The sequence below is a fragment of the Carnobacteriaceae bacterium zg-84 genome (assembly GCA_013874835.1).
Lineage (GTDB): Bacteria > Bacillota > Bacilli > Lactobacillales > Aerococcaceae > WM01.
In genome coordinates this window covers 544,149-563,024 of sequence record CP059430.1, presented here as the reverse complement: position 1 = coordinate 563,024, position 18,876 = coordinate 544,149, and the positions used below count along the sequence as shown (strand labels likewise).

At 39.1% G+C, this 18,876-nt stretch carries 11 protein-coding genes; all 11 read right to left on the bottom strand.

What is annotated here, in order from left to right; all coding sequences use genetic code 11:
• Position 1 precedes the first annotated feature (1 nt).
• Complete coding sequence (locus H1220_02785) at positions 2–670, bottom strand: 3-keto-L-gulonate-6-phosphate decarboxylase UlaD (protein QMI86297.1); 669 nt, start codon at positions 668–670, stop codon at positions 2–4.
• An 11-nt stretch (positions 671–681) separates the two neighbouring features.
• Positions 682–1,167, bottom strand: coding sequence for a PTS sugar transporter subunit IIA (locus tag H1220_02780; GenBank protein QMI86296.1), 486 nt, complete (start codon positions 1,165–1,167; stop codon positions 682–684).
• Positions 1,168–1,248: 81 nt separating this feature from the next.
• Positions 1,249–1,533 (bottom strand): PTS sugar transporter subunit IIB, encoded by a 285-nt coding sequence (locus H1220_02775; GenBank protein QMI86295.1) that lies wholly within the window; start codon positions 1,531–1,533, stop codon positions 1,249–1,251.
• Between the two features lie 14 nt (positions 1,534–1,547).
• A complete protein-coding gene (locus tag H1220_02770) occupies positions 1,548–2,987 on the bottom strand; it encodes a PTS ascorbate transporter subunit IIC (protein QMI86294.1) in 1,440 nt (479 codons plus the stop codon).
• A gap of 29 nt (positions 2,988–3,016) precedes the next feature.
• A complete protein-coding gene (gene ulaG / locus H1220_02765; GenBank protein ID QMI86293.1) occupies positions 3,017–4,108 on the bottom strand; it encodes an L-ascorbate 6-phosphate lactonase in 1,092 nt (363 codons plus the stop codon).
• A gap of 125 nt (positions 4,109–4,233) precedes the next feature.
• Entirely contained in the window at positions 4,234–5,886 is a 1,653-nt protein-coding gene (locus H1220_02760) for a transcription antiterminator (GenBank protein QMI86292.1), read from the bottom strand.
• A 33-nt stretch (positions 5,887–5,919) separates the two neighbouring features.
• Positions 5,920–6,375: a transcriptional repressor gene (locus tag H1220_02755; GenBank protein ID QMI86291.1), complete on the bottom strand. Its 456-nt coding sequence runs from the start codon at positions 6,373–6,375 to the stop codon at positions 5,920–5,922.
• A 10-nt stretch (positions 6,376–6,385) separates the two neighbouring features.
• A complete protein-coding gene (locus H1220_02750) occupies positions 6,386–7,282 on the bottom strand; it encodes a deoxyribonuclease IV (GenBank protein QMI86290.1) in 897 nt (298 codons plus the stop codon).
• Positions 7,283–7,462: 180 nt separating this feature from the next.
• Positions 7,463–7,645, bottom strand: coding sequence for a hypothetical protein (locus H1220_02745; protein QMI86289.1), 183 nt, complete (start codon positions 7,643–7,645; stop codon positions 7,463–7,465).
• Positions 7,632–16,760 carry a YSIRK-type signal peptide-containing protein gene (locus H1220_02740; GenBank protein QMI86288.1) on the bottom strand — a complete coding sequence of 3,043 codons (9,129 nt, stop codon included), beginning with the start codon at positions 16,758–16,760 and terminating at the stop codon, positions 7,632–7,634. Before H1220_02740 ends, H1220_02745 begins: the two co-directional genes overlap by 14 nt.
• A gap of 353 nt (positions 16,761–17,113) precedes the next feature.
• Complete coding sequence (locus H1220_02735) at positions 17,114–18,853, bottom strand: M3 family oligoendopeptidase (protein ID QMI86287.1); 1,740 nt, start codon at positions 18,851–18,853, stop codon at positions 17,114–17,116.
• Between the last annotated feature and the right edge of the window lie 23 nt (positions 18,854–18,876).

The following is an 18,876-nucleotide window of genomic DNA, read 5'->3' as shown; positions in this document are numbered from 1 at the left end:
ACTACTCACCCCAAATACGTCTAATTTCATCTTTAAATGCTCGTGCTGCTTGAGCAGGATTTTCAGCTTCTGTAATCCCTCGACCTGCAATAAATGTATACACATCAACACCTTTGAATAAAGCTAATGTATCAATGTTTAGTCCACCTGTAACAGATACTCTAAATCCCATATCAATCAATTTTTTCACTTTAGATAAATCTTTTTCTCCCCATGTTTCTCCGGCTAAAAGAGCATCTCTACTTTGATGATAAATAGCTTGACTAATTCCTGCGTCTAACCACATTTGTGCTTGCTCATAAGTCCAATCACCATATAGCTCAACTTGAATTTCTCCTCTATCACCACGTTCTTTTTTGATTGCTTTGTCTGCTGCTTGCATCGTTGGAATGGTTGCTGAACAAATACATGTCATCCAATCTGCTCCACGAACTGCATTATTTTTTGCAACAGTTCCTCCTGCATCTGCACATTTTGTATCGGCTACAATAATTTTATCTGGAAATAAGTTTCGTAAAACTTGAACCAATTCACTACCGACTTGTAATAAGCACACTGTTCCTGCTTCAATAATATCTACCTCTTGTCCAACTGATACGGCAGCAGTAATTGCTCCTGTTAAATCAGAATGATCTAAGGCAACTTGTAAATTTGGTATATGTTTTGTCATCGTGTACGCTCCTATTCTTCTAAGTTTAACCCCTCTAAATACGGACTATCTTTTGACTCATCAATCAAATCATAGACATCTTGAGCAGATTGACACGCCAATAAACGTGCAATCGAATTTTCTAGCTCTAATAATGCAATAATCTGTGGAATGGCAACACTTGTATGTATTTTTGAACTGGTTGCTGCTAAAGCAATTAAAACACTCACTTCTTTTCCGTCAGAGAAAGTCACGGGTTCTTTTAAAGTTATCAATGAAAAAGCATCCTTATTCACACCTGCTTCTGGTCTTGCATGAGGCATTGCCATACCGGGCATTAAAATATAATATGGTCCATATTCATTTGTTGATTCAATAATGGCATCATAATATTGTTCTTCAACAGCTTGACTAGCAATGAGCGGTAAAACAGCTAATTTGACTGCTTCCTCCCATGTTGTTGCACTTAAACCTAAACAAACTGACTGATTATCAAGTAATGCTTGTTTTAAATTCATTGTTGTCCTCCTTATCATTCAACATAAAAGGATTGAACAGGTTCAAATCCCTTTTATGTTGATTGTTCAATCCTTTATATTTTATACATGTAATACTTCTGATAATTTTTCAGAAATTTCTTTATCGTCCATTAAATTATCCAAACCAACAAGATGACCTTGTGTACGTCCTTGTAATTCAGAAATCAAATGTTTTGATGCAATGACAACATCATATTGACTTGCCATTCCTTTTGCTTCAGCAATAGAACAAGAGTCTGTTTTAAAATCAGACACACCCATTTTACGAAGTGCCATTTCTACTTTCATTTTGACAACCATTGAACTGCCCATTCCGTTACCACAGGCTGCTAATACTTTTAACATATATAATTCCTCCACTATTGAACTTGTGATTCATAATATTTTTGTTTGTCTTTTGCTTTCAAGTACTGTAATTGTGGGATTGCTAAAAATCCTAATACGATTAAGACAATACCGATAATACCAGATACACTAAATAATCCACTTGCACCGACCCATGCTGTTGTGAAGTCGATATTTCCATGATATCCACCTTTTAAATGTAATAGCATAACCGCTAATGCACCACCGACAACTTGTAGTATCCCTGAAAGAAACGGGAATAAAATAGCTGCTTTAGCACCACCACGTTTATTGGCAAACACGGCAATCGTTGCATTATCAAAGAATACAGGTACAAAACCAGTAATAATTAAGACTGGACTTTGGAATAAAATCATCAAACCAATTGTGATAAATTGTCCAATAGCACCGGATACGAATCCGAATAACACGGCATTAGGTGAACCAAATCCATATGTTGCTGCACAGTCCACAGCAGGTACTGAACCAGATAATAATTTATTTGAAATACCTTGGAATGATTGTGTCAATTCAGAAACAAACATACGTACCCCTGTCATTAAAATCACTAAATAAACAGAGAATGTTAATGCTGTTGAAATAATGTACATAAAGAATTCTTGTTTTTTAGGATCAAACACCGCATTCCCAACAATATCTTTATTTGTTAAAATATCTGGACCTAAAATCGTTAAAATAGAACCGAAGAATAATAACATCAATGTTGCAGATGCAACAACGTTGTCATGGAAAATAGATAAGAAATTAGGTAATTTCAAATCATCTAATCCTTTTTTAGGATCCCCTACTTTTGCCGCCAATTTATCTGTTACCCAAACAGCTAATTGTTGTTGGTGCCCAACGGCAAATCCTGCACCACCTGTTAAATGTTGTGTTGCTTCAACTGTTAAGTTAGATGTTACAGACCAATACAAACCACATAATAATCCGATAACTAATACACCCATTTGATTACGTAATTCAGGTACTAAGAATAAAATAATCCATGAGATTGTTGTTGCTTGTTGCAACATAATATGACCTGTAATAAACAGTGTACGTACTTTTGTAATTTTTCTAAATAGTACTAAAACAATATTCACTAAAAAACCAATCAATAGCGCTGTTGTCGCAACACTAACAAAATCAGGTAATGTTTCTTTTAAAGAACTATTGACAGAAGCCAATCCAAAATACGGATCAATAACGGCCGCATTTAATTGGAATTTTTGATTGAGTGCTGCCAAAATCGGTCTAAACGTCACAACCAATCCTGCGGCACCAACATTTAATAACATATATCCTACTGTTGCTTTTACAAATCCTGCAAAAACTTCATGTAATGGTTTCCTTAATAATAAATAACCAATAATAACGAGTAACCCTACAAAAAACTCAGGTTTTTGTAATATGTTTTTAGAGAAGAACTCTATCAATCCTTTAACGATATCCACTGTATTTCCCTCTTTCTTTTTATTTATTTTTATAACATTGATTTAAATTGAATATTTGGCTCTTGTTCAAAGCAATCATCAAATCCTCTTGGGTGATGATATTCGATTAAATCTTTATCTCGTGGATAAACATATTTTCCACCAACCTCCCAAATGAATGGATGGAAAGTATATTGTAATCTATCTTTACGCATGCGCCATAAATCAATAATTTCTTGTGTACTTGCCATAAAGTTTGTCCAAATATCATGATGTACTGGAATGATAACATTTGTACGTAAGCACTCAGCCATACGTAATAAATCAATAGATGTCATCTTATCCGCAATTCCTACTGGATTTTCACCATAATTATTTAATGCCACGTCAATATCGAATTGTTTACCATGTTTGGCAAATTGAATGGAATAATGTGAATCTGCACCATGATAAATCGTACCTCCTGGCGTTTCAAAAACATAGTTCACCGCTTTACGCCCCATTTCTTCATCAGACGGACAAAGACCTGCAAGCTCTCCGTTTTGTTCCTCAGCTCCTTCCACTGGTAGTGTGACTAAGCATGTACGGTCAAATGAATCCAGTGCATGAATTTTTATATCTTTCAATTCAACCGTATCACCCGGTTTCACTGTAATCAATCTATCTTCTGGCACACCCCACTCTTTCCAAAGGCGTGTACAATGCCACGGCCCTACAAACTTCACATGGTCTAATTTTGGATTATTGATAATAGCTGCTGCAACATTCACATCAATATGATCGCTATGATAATGTGATGCCAAAATAAAGTCCACTTCATTTATAGCGAATGGATCTAATACCATTGGCTGTGCTCTTAAATTCGGTTGTAATTTACGAACCCCTGCCATATTAGCCATTTGATGCCCACGTACCATATCTTTTACTTTCTTTGTATTTTTTCCACGACTACACCATAAATCCATACAGATATTTGCTCCTGCTGGTGTTTTAATCCAAATACCAACGCAGCCTAACCACCACATTGCTACTTGATTTTCAGGCACAACCTCATTTTCTATTTCTTCATTTAACCATGTCCCCCATTCAGGAAAGGTGCTTAAAATCCAACTTTCACGAGTTATTTCATGTGCTTTTCCCATTTTTATACCTCCAAAATGTTTTACTATAAGTTTAGTATATTCCCTTTTACATAATAAAAAAGTCCAAATAAAGCACACAGTAGTGTACATATTTGGACTGATTAGGAAATGATGAACAAAGAGCACTAATCAAGTGTTTCTTTATCAATCATTAACTCTTTATCTAATACATTTTGAATATCTATAACAGCATTTTCTCGTTGCTGTTGATTTGGAATATAGTTTGCTAATACTTGATGAAGTTGTGTAGCAACACACTCATTCATGTTTGATAATCTATATCCTGAACTCACTTGCAACAAGTGAATAATATCTTGTACTTGAAAAATAGGATTTACTAACACACATGGTTTATCGACGACGACATCATGAATCGTTGTTACAATAAAATCAATGGATACATCTTGAGGAATATCCTCTATTTTTGAAACAGTGGCAACATGTTCTAGTTGAGAAATATATGTTTTACACTGACGGATTAGTAAATCTTGTATTCCTACCCCTTCATCTGTCAATAATACCATTCGGTATAAATGTACTTTTTTTCTTTCCTTTTGTAAAGCCCCACCAAAATGAACAGTCAAATATGAAATATCATCATCGTTTAAATGAATGTTCATTTTTTCTTCTAATAACGGTACACATGTTTTGACAATAATAAATAAATCTTTATATTTCTTTTTAATATCATCTTTTAATGGATTTTTTGTAAAAACATTGTATTTTTTACGGTATATTAGCACTTTAAAATGTACCAATAATCGTTCGCATAATGCCTCTTTATATGTCAATTCAATACGTGCTTGTTTTTCAAAAGCTTCCACAAATAATACTAAATATTGCGATAATTGTTGATAATCTTTACTTAATAAATGCTTGTCATAGTCCTTTCTACTTGATAAAAGCATCAATGCTGCAACATAAATATCGGCAATAGAAAAATTGATATGAAATATTTTTTCCATTTCCAACATGACTTTCATAGCAAAACGATACTCTAATCTCACAAAAACTTCTTTTAGGTTTTCTTCTATATGATGATTTGACACATTTTTTAAACCCAATATCAAATAGGGATATACATCCACCATATGTCTTAAGTCTTTATCAATAAAGTTTTTACCGATTTCTTTTTCTATTTTCTTGATAGCCTGATACAACTGTATTCTAAACGCATCTGACAACAAACACTCCGACATATCATTACCGTGTAACATCTCTTTTATCATGCTAATAAATATCTCATTTTTCGATTGGAAAATTTGAATAAATAAGGCATACATAAATTCAATGGCAACATTTCCTTTTGCAATAAAATGGTACCCATCTTTTTTATTGACCGACATCGAAATGTCATGAATACTGTTTTGTAAGTATTCTCGAATAGATGTTAAATCATTTAAAATTGTATTGCGTGATGACTGAGAAATCGACATCAGTTGCTGAATGGTAATTTTTGACGGTGTTGTTGCAATATAAAACATCAATAATAACTGACGTTCTTCTGTACTTAAAATATAGCTAACATCTTTTGTTTTCAATACTGTTTGTATATATTGTTTTTGTTTAACAGTTAATAAAATGCCAATTTTTTGTTTATTGACTATTTTTGGCAAATGTTGTTCATCTAAAACGTCGTTTATTTTCTCTAAATGATAATAAACGACTCGCCTAGACAATCCTAATTGTCTCGCCAATTCTGTTACAGAAATCGGATTTTTTTGTTTCAGTAACTCATTGATCAACAAACATGTTTTGTCATCTAAATAAGATACCATGTGTACACCCTTTTCTTTTGTTCGACCTCACCATTACACTTCGTTTAAAACAAATTTTAATTTAGGCAATTTATTTTTTGCACATTCTGGACATAATCCTGTTATTTCAAAGCGATGTCCTGAAATTTCATATCCCGGTAATTGATTCATAAAATAATCCATTGGACACATTTCAATTTCTGTGATTTTTTCACAGCGATCACAAATGAAATGGTGATGATGCTTATGTGTCGAACAATGCATCAAGAACACCTTTTCTCCATTTCTTTCACTCGATTCAAGAATACCTTGCTCCACAAAGGTATATAAATTACGATAAATCGTATCATAACTCAACCCTTTGTAAGTATCTTTTAATGCTTCTTGAACATCTTTAGCAGTAATAAATCTCTCTGCTTTGGCAATTACTTCTAACATTGCTTGACGCTTTGGCGTGTTTTTATAGCCTTTTGCTTTCATCAGTGCTATGGCACGTTGTACTTCTTCCATGCGTTACCTCCTATTGCACAATTTCCTCTAATAAATGTGGATTAAATTGTCCACTTCGTAACATGGCAATTTCGTGTTTATAAGGTGGACGTGTATTTTTTTTATCCTCTCCAACTTGAACATACGGTGTTTCTAAAATTTTAGGTAAAGCGACTAATTGTGGATGATGCACCACATAATGTAACGCATCAAATCCAATTTCTCCAAACCCTATATTAGCATGTCTATCTTTTTTAGCACCTCGTACATTTTTAGAATCATTCACATGAATGACTTTTAGTTTATCTAAACCTATAACTTTATCAAACTCGTTTAAAACACCGTCAAAATCATCTTTAATATTATAGCCTGCATCATGTGTATGACATGTATCTAATGTCACCGACAATTTATGATTATGTGTCACACCTGCAATAATATCTGCTAGCTCCTCAAAACTTCTACCGATTTCAGTACCTTTACCCGCCATTGTTTCTAAAGCAATTTGTGGCACTTGATCACTATCTAAGGCTAAATTTAAACCTTCAATCAAACGCCTAATAGCTACTTGTGAACCGGCACCTACATGTGCTCCTGGATGCATCGTGATTTGCGTTGCACCTAGAGCTGTCGCACGCTTGATTTCTTCTCTTAAAAATTCAACAGCAAATTCAAAATGATCGTTTTTAATTGTATTTCCTAAGTTAATAATATATGGTGCATGTACCACAATATTTGAAATACCAAATTGTTCTAACGCTGCTTTACCTTTATCTATATTTAATTCTTCAATAGGTTTTCTACGTGTATTTTGGGGTGCACCTGTATAAATCATCATTGTTGTTGCCGCATACATGTGCGCTTCTTTTGCAGATCCCAATAACATATCTTTTCCATTCATTGATACATGAGAACCTAATAAAAGCATACTCTGCCTCCATAAATCAGTTTTAAGTAAAGTATAACATAAATTACTTCAAAAACAATCCAGATTGTTTATATAATAACGATTTCCGAACATAATAAGTCGGGCTAATCCTCTCAAAACGATTAGCCCGACTTTCTAGTATTTATTTGCTAGTCATCATAAATACATTCTTTATGTCAATTATTTTTTATGTCGCCAATATCTTCTACGACATAGTGCACTACAAAATTTAACACGTTTATCAACAACACCTTCTCGTGTTGTCACTTTATCTCCACATCTAGCACATATAAAGGTACGGCTACATGTATAATCAATCCATTTCGTATTTTCTAAAGAATTATTTTTATTATTTTTTGTCATAACGTCTCCGTTTCAACCCTACTCCAAATACAGTAAGAGCAACACCTAATAAGGATAAATCTGAATATTTCTCCCCTGTATGCGGTAATATTTTTTCCTCATTTTGAGATTGTGTTTGATCTTTTGATTCGAATTGGCTATATTTTGATGCATCATATCCTTTAGTATTTGTAACAGTGATTGTTATTGATACACCATCTGATGAACCATCTGGATAAGTAATTGTTACTGGTATCTTGATGATTGTACCTACTGGTGTTTCATCTGGTACTTTGACTGTAATACGCCCATTTTTATCAACATGAACTATTTTGCCCTCTAAACTTGGTTCCCCTATTTCTACAGTCATACCTTTAGGTAATGACGATCCCTCATTTATTACCGTTATTTCTTCACCTGGTTTTGCTACTTTCGGAACATATACAGGTGTTGTTTGATCTGATATTGTCGGAACACTTGGAGATGGTTTTATTACCGGTATAGATGCCGCATCATTTGGATTACTTCCTTTTTCTTTTTCCTCTTTATCAGATACGCCATCTCCGTCACTATCCGGAACTAGCGGATTGGTACCATCGTGTTTCTCGTCACCATCGTTGACGCCATCTCCGTCACTGTCTGGAACCAACGGATTCGTACCATCATGTTTTTCATCTCCATCGTTTACGCCATCGCCGTCACTGTCTGGAACTAGCGGATTGGTACCATCGTGTTTTTCATCTCCGTCGGTCACACCGTCATTGTCACTATCCGGAACTAACGGATTCGTGCCGTCGTGTTTCTCATCGCCATCGTTGACGCCATCGCCGTCACTGTCTGGAACTAGCGGATTGGTACCATCGTGTTTTTCATCTCCGTCGTTCACGCCGTCACCATCACTATCTGGAGCCAATGGGTTTGTACCATCATGTTTTTCATCTCCATCGTTCACTCCGTCGCCATCACTGTCTGGAACTAACGGATTGGTACCGTCGTGTTTTTCATCTCCATCGTTCACGCCATCGCCGTCACTATCTGGAACTAACGGATTGGTACCATCATGTTTTTCTTCTCCATCATTTACACCATCGCCGTCACTATCTGGAGCCATTGGGTTTGTGCCGTCGTGTTTCTCGTCACCGTCGGTTACACCATCGCCGTCACTGTCTGGAACTAACGGATTCGTGCCGTCGTGTTTCTCATCTCCATCGGTCACGCCGTCACCGTCACTGTCTGGTTCCAATGGGTTTGTACCATCATGTTTTTCATCTCCATCGTTTACACCGTCATTGTCACTGTCTGGAGCCATTGGGTTTGTGCCGTCGTGTTTTTCATCGCCGTCAGTTACTCCGTCGCCGTCACTATCTGGAGCCATTGGGTTTGTGCCATCATGTTTTTCTTCTCCATCGTTGACGCCATCGCTGTCACTGTCTGGAACTAACGGATTGGTACCGTCGTGTTTCTCATCGCCATCGTCTACTCCGTCACCGTCACTATCTGGAACCATTGGGTTTGTGCCGTCGTGTTTTTCTTCTCCATCGTTTACACCGTCATTGTCACTATCTGGAGCCATTGGATTCGTGCCATCATGTTTTTCGTCACCATCGTTGACACCATCATTATCACTGTCTGAAACCAACGGATTCGTGCCATCGTGTTTCTCGTCGCCGTCGTTTACACCATCACCGTCACTATCTGGTTCCAATGGGTTTGTACCGTCATGTTTCTCGTCACCATCGTTGACGCCATCGCCGTCACTATCTGGAACTAACGGATTCGTACTGTCGTGTTTCTCGTCGCTGTCGTTCACGCCATCGCCATCACTATCTGGAGCCATTGGGTTTGTACCATCATGTTTCTCATCGCCATCGTTCACGCCGTCGCCGTCACTGTCTGGAGCCATTGGGTTTGTGCCATCGTGTTTTTCATCACCATCGTTGACACCATCGCCGTCACTATCTGGAACTAGCGGATTGGTACCATCGTGTTTCTCGTCACCATCATTGACACCATCGCCGTCACTATCTGGAACTAGCGGATTGGTGCCGTCGTGCTTTTCGTCATCGTCGGTTACACCGTCATTGTCACTGTCTGGAGCCATTGGGTTCGTGCCGTCGTGTTTCTCGTCGCCGTCATTGACGCCATCACCGTCACTATCCGGAACCATTGGGTTTGTACCGTCATGTTTTTCATCACCATCGTTGACGCCATCTCCGTCACTGTCTGGAACTAACGGATTGGTGCCGTCGTGCTTTTCATCTCCATCATTGACGCCATCGCTGTCACTGTCTGGAGCCATTGGGTTTGTGCCATCGTGTTTCTCATCTCCATCATTGACACCATCGCCATCACTATCTTTAACTAACGGATTGGTACCATCGTGTTTTTCGTCACCATCGTTCACTCCGTCACCGTCACTGTCTGGTTCCAATGGGTTTGTACCGTCATGTTTTTCGTCACTATCATTGACACCATCTCCGTCACTGTCTGGAACCAACGGATTGGTGCCGTCGTGTTTCTCATCTCCATCGTTCACGCCATCTCCGTCACTGTCTGGAACCATTGGGTTTGTACCGTCATGTTTTTCATCTCCGTCGGTTACACCGTCATTGTCACTGTCTGGAGCCATTGGGTTCGTGCCGTCGTGTTTCTCATCTCCATCATTGACACCATCGCCATCACTGTCCGGAACTAACGGATTGGTAACATCGTGTTTTTCTTCTCCGTCGGTTACACCGTCACCGTCACTATCTGGAACCATTGGGTTTGTGCCATCGTGTTTCTCATCTCCATCGTTGATGCCATCACCGTCACTGTCTGGAACTAACGGATTGGTGCCGTCGTGCTTTTCATCTCCATCATTGACGCCATCGCTGTCACTGTCTGGAGCCATTGGGTTTGTGCCATCGTGTTTCTCATCTCCATCATTGACACCATCGCCATCACTATCTTTAACTAACGGATTGGTACCATCGTGTTTTTCGTCACCATCGTTCACTCCGTCACCGTCACTGTCTGGTTCCAATGGGTTTGTACCGTCATGTTTTTCGTCACTATCATTGACACCATCTCCGTCACTGTCTGGAACCAACGGATTGGTGCCGTCGTGTTTCTCATCTCCATCGTTCACTCCGTCACCGTCACTGTCTGGTTCCAATGGGTTTGTACCGTCATGTTTTTCGTCACTATCATTGACACCATCTCCGTCACTGTCTGGAACCAACGGATTGGTGCCGTCGTGTTTCTCATCTCCATCGTTCACGCCATCTCCGTCACTGTCTGGAACCATTGGGTTTGTACCGTCATGTTTTTCATCTCCGTCGGTTACACCGTCATTGTCACTGTCTGGAGCCATTGGGTTTGTGCCATCGTGTTTCTCATCTCCATCGTTGATGCCATCACCGTCACTGTCTGGAGCCATTGGGTTTGTGCCATCGTGTTTTTCATCACTATCATTGACACCATCTCCGTCACTGTCTGGAACCAACGGATTGGTGCCGTCGTGTTTCTCATCTCCATCGTTCACGCCATCTCCGTCACTGTCTGGAACCATTGGGTTTGTACCGTCATGTTTTTCGTCACTGTCATTGACACCATCTCCGTCACTGTCTGGAACCAACGGATTGGTGCCGTCGTGTTTCTCATCTCCATCGTTCACGCCATCTCCGTCACTGTCTGGAACCATTGGGTTTGTACCGTCATGTTTTTCATCTCCGTCGGTTACACCGTCATTGTCACTGTCTGGAGCCATTGGGTTCGTGCCGTCGTGTTTCTCATCTCCGTCGTTCACGCCATCACCGTCACTATCTGGTTCCAATGGGTTTGTACCGTCATGTTTCTCGTCACCATCGTTGACGCCATCTCCGTCACTATCCGGAACTAGCGGATTGGTACCATCGTGTTTCTCGTCGCCATCGCTCACGCCATCACCGTCACTATCCGGAACCATTGGGTTTGTACCGTCATGTTTTTCATCACCATCGTTGACGCCATCTCCGTCACTGTCTGGAACTAACGGATTGGTGCCGTCGTGCTTTTCATCTCCATCATTGACGCCATCGCTGTCACTGTCTGGAGCCATTGGGTTTGTGCCATCGTGTTTCTCATCTCCATCATTGACACCATCGCCATCACTATCTGGAACCAATGGATTCGTGCCATCGTGTTTCTCGTCACCATCATTGACACCGTCACCGTCACTATCTGGAACCAATGGATTCGTGCCATCATGTTTTTCATCACTATCATTGACACCATCGCCGTCACTATCCGGAACTAGCGGATTGGTACCATCGTGTTTCTCATCTCCATCGCTCACGCCATCGCCGTCACTGTCTGGAACCAATGGATTCGTACCATCATGTTTTTCATCTCCGTCAGTTACACCGTCATTATCACTGTCTGGAACTAACGGATTGGTACCATCGTGTTTCTCGTCGCTGTCGGTTACACCATCGCCGTCACTATCTGGAACTAACGGATTCGTACCGTCATGTTTTTCGTCACCATCGTTGACGCCATCGCCGTCACTATCTGGAACTAACGGATTGGTGCCATCATGTTTCTCGTCACCATCATTGACACCATCGCCGTCACTATCTGGAACCATTGGATTCGTGCCATCGTGTTTTTCATCGCCATCGTTGACGCCATCGCCATCACTGTCTAGAACTAACGGATTGGTACCATCATGTTTTTCATCACCATCGTTGACGCCATCACCGTCACTGTCTGGAACTAACGGATTGGTACCATCGTGTTTTTCATCTCCATCGGTCACGCCGTCGCCATCACTGTCCGGAACCATTGGGTTCGTGCCATCGTGTTTTTCATCTCCATCGGTCACGCCATCGCCATCACTGTCCAGAACCATTGGGTTCGTGCCGTCTTGTTTCTCATCTCCGTCGTTGACACCATCATTATCACTGTCTGAAACCAATGGATTCGTGCCGTCTTGTTTTTCGTCACCATCGTTGACGTCATCGCCATCACTATCTGATTCCAATGGATTCGTACCGTCATGTTTTTCGTCACCATCGTTGACGCCATCTCCGTCACTATCTGGTTCCAATGGGTTCGTGCCGTCTTGTTTTTCATCTCCATCGTTTACGCCATCGCCATCACTATCTGGAACCAATGGATTCGTACCATCGTGTTTTTCATCGCCATCGTTGACGCCATCGCCATCACTATCTGGAACCAATGGATTCGTACCATCATGTTTTTCATCGCCGTCGTTTACACCGTCGCCGTCACTATCTGGAACCATTGGGTTTGTGCCGTCGTGTTTCTCATCGCCGTCGTTTACACCGTCGTCGTCACTATCTGGTTCCAATGGATTTGTACCGTCATGTTTTTCATCTCCATCGTTCACTCCATCGCCATCACTGTCTGGCACTAACGGATTGGTGCCGTCGTATTTTTCTTCTCCATCGTTTACACCGTCACCGTCACTATCTGGAACCATTGGATTCGTGCCGTCGTGTTTCTCATCTCCATCAGTCACGCCGTCACCGTCACTGTCTGGATCATTTTTCGCTATACCGCTTGCGGTATCTGATACATTACCAGTATTGTCTGTTGCCGTGGCACTCACAGTACTACCGTCTTTTACTTTCTCTGCTGGAATAGTTACCACACCTGTTGTTGCATCAACTGGCACATTTGGATCACTGCTTGTCCATTGTCCGTTCTCATCTTTAGTGATAGTCACGGTTACTGGGGTGTCACTACCTTGGGGTGTATACGTAATCTCGACTGTCTTTGTATCGACATCATTTGGTGGTGTTGCCGTGACGCTGCCATCGTCGTTCGGTGTCACTATTGGGGTATTTGGGGCTGTGGTATCTGGATCATTTTTCGCTGTTCCACTTGTGGTATCTGATACATTACCAGCATTGTCTGTTGCCGTGGCACTCACGGTACTACCGTCTTTTACTTTCTCCGCTGGAATAGTCACCACACCTGTTGTTGCATCAACTGACACATCTGGATTACTGCTTGTCCATTGTCCGTCCTCACCTTTAGTGATAGTCACGGTTACTGGGGTGTCACTGCCTTGTGGGGTATATGTAATCTCAACTGTCTTCGTATCGACATCATTTGGTGGTGTTACTGTCACACTACCGTCGTCGTTCGGTGTCACTACCGGAGCACTTGGAGCTGTCGTATCTGGATCATTTCCCGCTATACCGCTTACAGTATTTGATACATTACCTGCATAGTCTGTTACCTTGGCACTTACGGTACTACCGTCTTTTACGTTCTCTGCTGGAATGATCATCACACCTGTCGTCGCATCAATTAGCACTTCTGGGTTACTACCTATCCATCGTCTGTTACGATCTCTAGTAATAATCATTGTCACTGGGTCATCACTGCCTTGTGACGTATAGGCAACCTCGATTATCTCCGTATCGGAATCACTTGGTGGTGCTACTGTCACACTACCGTCATCATTTGGTATCACCATTGGATCACTTGGAGCTATCGTATCCGGATCATGTCCCGCTGTACTACTTGTGATATTTGACACATTACCTGCATTGTCTGTTGCCGTAGCACTCACGGTACTATCGTCTTTTACGTTCTCCGCTCGAATAGTGACCTCACCTGTTGTCGTATCAACGTTCACATTTAGATCACTACTTATCCATTGTCCGTTCTCATCTTTAGTGATCGTCACGGTTACTGTGTCATCGCTATCTTGTGGTGTATACGTAATCTCAACTGTCTTCGTATCAACATCATTTGGTGGCGTTACCGTGACGCTTCCGTCGTCGTTTGGGGTTACTCTCGGAGCATTTGGGGATACTCTATCCGGAAAAGATGTTCTATCATTTGGATTCGTTCCCTCTTGTATCTCAACGCCGTCATCAAATCCATCATGATCTGTATCTTTAATTCTAGGATCTGTATGATACGTTCTTAACTCATCACGGTCAGTTAAGCCATCACCGTCTGTATCAACCTTTAACGGACTTGTATTGATAGATATTTCATAACCGTCCTCTAATCCGTCACCGTCACTATCTTTAAGCAATGGATTTGTACCTTCACCTATTTCATCACTATCAACCACGCCATCGCCATCACTATCTGGATTATTAGGGTCTGTACCATAACGGGTTTCATCTTTATCTGATATACCGTCACCGTCACTATCTATAACCCGATTATTTTTTGCTGTACCACTCGATGTAGTCGACACATTCCCTGATGTATCTGTTACTGTAGCACTCACTTGACTACCGTCTTTTACATTCTCTGCTGGAATAGTCACCACACCTGTCGTCGCATCAACTGGCACATTCGGGTTATTGCTCGTCCATTGTCCGTCCTCACCTTTTGTCACAGTGACTGTCACCGGTGTATCACTATCTTCTGGTATATAGGAAATGTCTACTTTCTTCGTATCTAAATCACTCGGTGGGGTTACTGTCACACTACCGTCATTATTGGGTGTTACTGTCGGAGCACTTGGTGCTTGTGTATCTCGCACATTCACATGTACAGGGACATCTTCACTTGAACCGTCTGGATACGTTATTGTCACAGCACCCTCTTTTAAGCCTATTTCAGATGTATTTGGCTCTATTTTCCAAGCATAACGTAAACCAGTAGTATCCACACCTAAATCTTCTGAACGACTCCACTGCTTATTAAAACGTTCAATCATTTCTTTAGGTGTTACCGCTGTATCTTTATCAACATAAACTGTTGGTTTCACTTGCGGAATATATTGCTCGGCTTGTGACGGTAAGACACCTACCGTAAATAAATTATTCACATTTGACGTTGTATCTGTATTTAAATCTGTATAATTGCTAATACTTCTATTTTTAGCATAAATTTGATATTTTTTTAACGAATCAGTCACCAATTTATCATGATTTCCCACACTAATATCAAATGCTTCATGATTATTATTTGTTGCACTGTCTATTGATAATGTATCACTCTGATTGTCATTGGTTATTGGGACATTGGGTATTGTAATATTTTGACTACCACGCTTACTTACTGGATCAACCACATCTAAAACTTTAATCGTAGAGTTGTCTTTTTTATAAACGATATTGTTTTCAAGAGAATAACCGTCTTGATTTTCTTCTGCTTTTCGTTTTTCAACCCCCTCTAACGTTCGTTGGTTTGGCTCTTTCGGTGTCGCAATCAACTCTTTCAATAAATCATCCGTATTCAACGGTATATCGTCTAACACATTGTATTTATACACAAATGTATTCGCATTCGTTTTTTCAAATCCGTATTTAGCATCAGACTGCGTGCGATTTTCAACCGTTTGATGCTCATTCGTGATAACATAAGTGTCTGTGACAGTTTGTTCAGAAATAGCTCTGGTACTCCCTGTAACATAATTATGTTTTCGACTATTAAGAACTGCAAAACTTGACATCATACCAGTAACAAATGGTAAGTCATTGTCTTCTTCCGATACAATATCACCTTCAACAATCATTCGATAGGCATCATCATGATCGTTTTTTTCCCAATTTATATATATGTTATCTAATAAAGGGTTTCCTGAACTATCGTTTAAATTAACTTCATTATTTAAAAATCTTGCTAAATCACCACCTCCATACGTAACCCTGCTGTTCCATTCTTTGTCAAATGTATCCTCTTCTCTAGACCCTAAAAATCTTGTGTTTGTTTTCCAATCTTTAGGTGATACTTCCCATTGTTTTTCCCACGGTCTATCTTCTCTTAGTCTTTCAAATTTAGAAACACTTGTCACGTTGACACCTGCTGGTACGACAAAATATAGCATCGGTCTATTCATATGTTCATGCCCTGTATTAAAAAGAATATCCCATTTAACATGTCTTTTTCCATTTTCATCTGTCGAAATATATTGTGTATATCGCACATGTGTATCAACATCGGCTAAGGTTCTGTTATCTCTAACTAATTTAAACGACCCATCCGGATAGTGCTCGGCAAATCTCCCGTATGGATTATCCACTTCTTCCCCATAAACAATACTTATTTGGTTTGTAACATCTAATCCTGGAGTTAGAATAAAAGATGCTCCAATCATGACTGAGAATGTGCCGATAGTAAATTTACGAATGCTAAATTTACTAACTTTTTTAAATATATCTGGTTTTTTCAATAGTATATCCTCCCTTTTATAAACCATAAACGGAAAACGCTACACCCCTTTAGTTAACGCTTTTTTATATACCCCATTTCTTTTGTACGAGAAAGTAGGATTTTTTAGGACATTGTGCTATAATCCCTATACGGAACTCAAAACCCTTATTTATAAACGTTTTTTCACTGATTTCTCTTATGTTTTTTATTAAGAGCATAACATTTTCTTTGTCCTAAAAAGTCTAGTTTTTTGCATAATTTTTTTGTTTATTATGCAAAATATATTAAAAACTACTCCTCTCTTTTTCAAAGAGCACAAAAAAGCAACTAGAGAGCACTTCCGTGCTCTCTAGTTGCTTTTCTCGAACTTTATTATTTGCTTGTTAAACGAATAAATTCATCAATTTTTTCTTCAACTTGTCCAAGTGCTTTTGCCCAAAATTCTTTTTTCGTTAAATCAACGCCCATTGTTTTTGCTGTGTCTTCGGCTGTTGTTACTGTTGTTGCATAAAGCATCGCTTGGTATTTTTCAACAAATCCCTCTGGTTGTTCTAAATACATCGCATATAAACCTTTAGAGAATAGTCCTCCAAATGCATAAGGGAAGTTGTAAAAACTTAAACCAGCTGAATAGTAATGTCCTTTACATAACCACATATATGGGTGCATTGCATTTTCATCTAATCCGTCACCATACGCTTCTTTTTGTGCGTTTAACATGATGTCTTCTAAATCTTTAGAGAACATAAATTTTTCTTTACGTTGTTCAAATACAGCACTTTCGAACAAGTAACGTGAGTAAATATCGACAATAATTTGTGTTGTATCTTGTAATTCTGATTCAATAAGACTTGCTTTTTCTTCGTCACTTGCTTCAGCAATCACACTTCTCATAATCAATGCTTCATTAAATGTAGAGGCTGTTTCGGCAACCGGCATTGAGTATTCCCAACTCAATGGTAGATGCTCTTGCATGTGTAAACCGTGATAAGCATGTCCTAATTCATGTGCCATTGTTACAACATTGTTTAAAGAACCGTCAAAATTCATCATTACACGAGATTGTTTGATAAATGGTAAATTGTAACAGAACGCTCCACCGACTTTTCCTTTTCTAGGGAACATGTCAATATAGTGATTATCATAAAATTCCTCTACCATATCTGCCAAGTCTTTAGAGAATTTAGAAAAATGTTTCATTAAATACTCTTTTGATTCTTCTACTGTAAATGTACGGCTTGCACCTTTTCCGATTGGTGCAAATAAATCATAAAACGGTAAACCATTCGTATGACCTAGTAATGTTGCTTTATGTTTTAAGTAGCGACGGAATGCAGGTAGAGAATCTTTAATTGCTTCTAGTAATGCATCTAATGTTTCTTTACTCATCCATGATGCTTGTAAAGTAGCATCTAAAGGACTGTCGTATCCTCTTAATTTTGTAATGTCATTCACTTGCGATTTAATATTGTTTAAGGCAAATGCTACTGGTTCTTTAATGGTACGATACATTTCTAATTCAGCTTCGTATGCACGTTTTCTCACGTCTTGGCTTTCATCATAGGCAAGGTTACGAATTTCACTTAATGTAACTGATTTACCGTCAAATTCTGTTTCAACTGTTGATGTTAAAAATTCTTGTAATTGACTCCATGAATTACCAGCACTTAAATTCATTGTCGAGATAACTTCTTCTACATCATCTGATAATAAATGTTTGTACTCTTTTTTAGCTTGTTCAAACAAGAATGCATATTGACTTAAATGTGCATCTGCTGATATATCTGTTTCTATGCTACCTAAAAATTTATTGATTTTAGCATGTACTTTAGCATATTTTGAAAATAATTTTTGTACTTTACTATTAGCTTGTAAACTCACTGTATCTGTTGTATTCACAGCTAATTGTAAAGAAGAGTAAGCATACAATTTTGAGCCTAGTATATTTGTTTCTTCTAAGTATGAGATAACTTGTTTGATTGTTTCTAAATTATCCACTAGTGTTAAATCGCCTAATGATTGATATAGACTTTCTAATTTTTCTAAATCTTGTTTATATTCTGGTGAGTCGTAGCTTTCATATAATTCTTTTAAAGACCATTCTCCGCTCATATAATCCCTCCAATTTCTTTTTT

Coding starts and splice junctions, on each gene's coding strand:
- H1220_02785 (QMI86297.1), bottom strand. CDS start 670: ATGACAAAACATATACCAAATTTACAAGTTGCCTTAGATCATTCTGAT.
- H1220_02780 (QMI86296.1), bottom strand. CDS start 1,167: ATGAATTTAAAACAAGCATTACTTGATAATCAGTCAGTTTGTTTAGGT.
- H1220_02775 (QMI86295.1), bottom strand. CDS start 1,533: ATGTTAAAAGTATTAGCAGCCTGTGGTAACGGAATGGGCAGTTCAATG.
- ulaG (QMI86293.1), bottom strand. CDS start 4,108: ATGGGAAAAGCACATGAAATAACTCGTGAAAGTTGGATTTTAAGCACC.
- H1220_02760 (QMI86292.1), bottom strand. CDS start 5,886: ATGGTATCTTATTTAGATGACAAAACATGTTTGTTGATCAATGAGTTA.
- H1220_02755 (QMI86291.1), bottom strand. CDS start 6,375: ATGGAAGAAGTACAACGTGCCATAGCACTGATGAAAGCAAAAGGCTAT.
- H1220_02750 (QMI86290.1), bottom strand. CDS start 7,282: ATGCTTTTATTAGGTTCTCATGTATCAATGAATGGAAAAGATATGTTA.
- H1220_02745 (QMI86289.1), bottom strand. CDS start 7,645: ATGACAAAAAATAATAAAAATAATTCTTTAGAAAATACGAAATGGATT.
- H1220_02735 (QMI86287.1), bottom strand. CDS start 18,853: ATGAGCGGAGAATGGTCTTTAAAAGAATTATATGAAAGCTACGACTCA.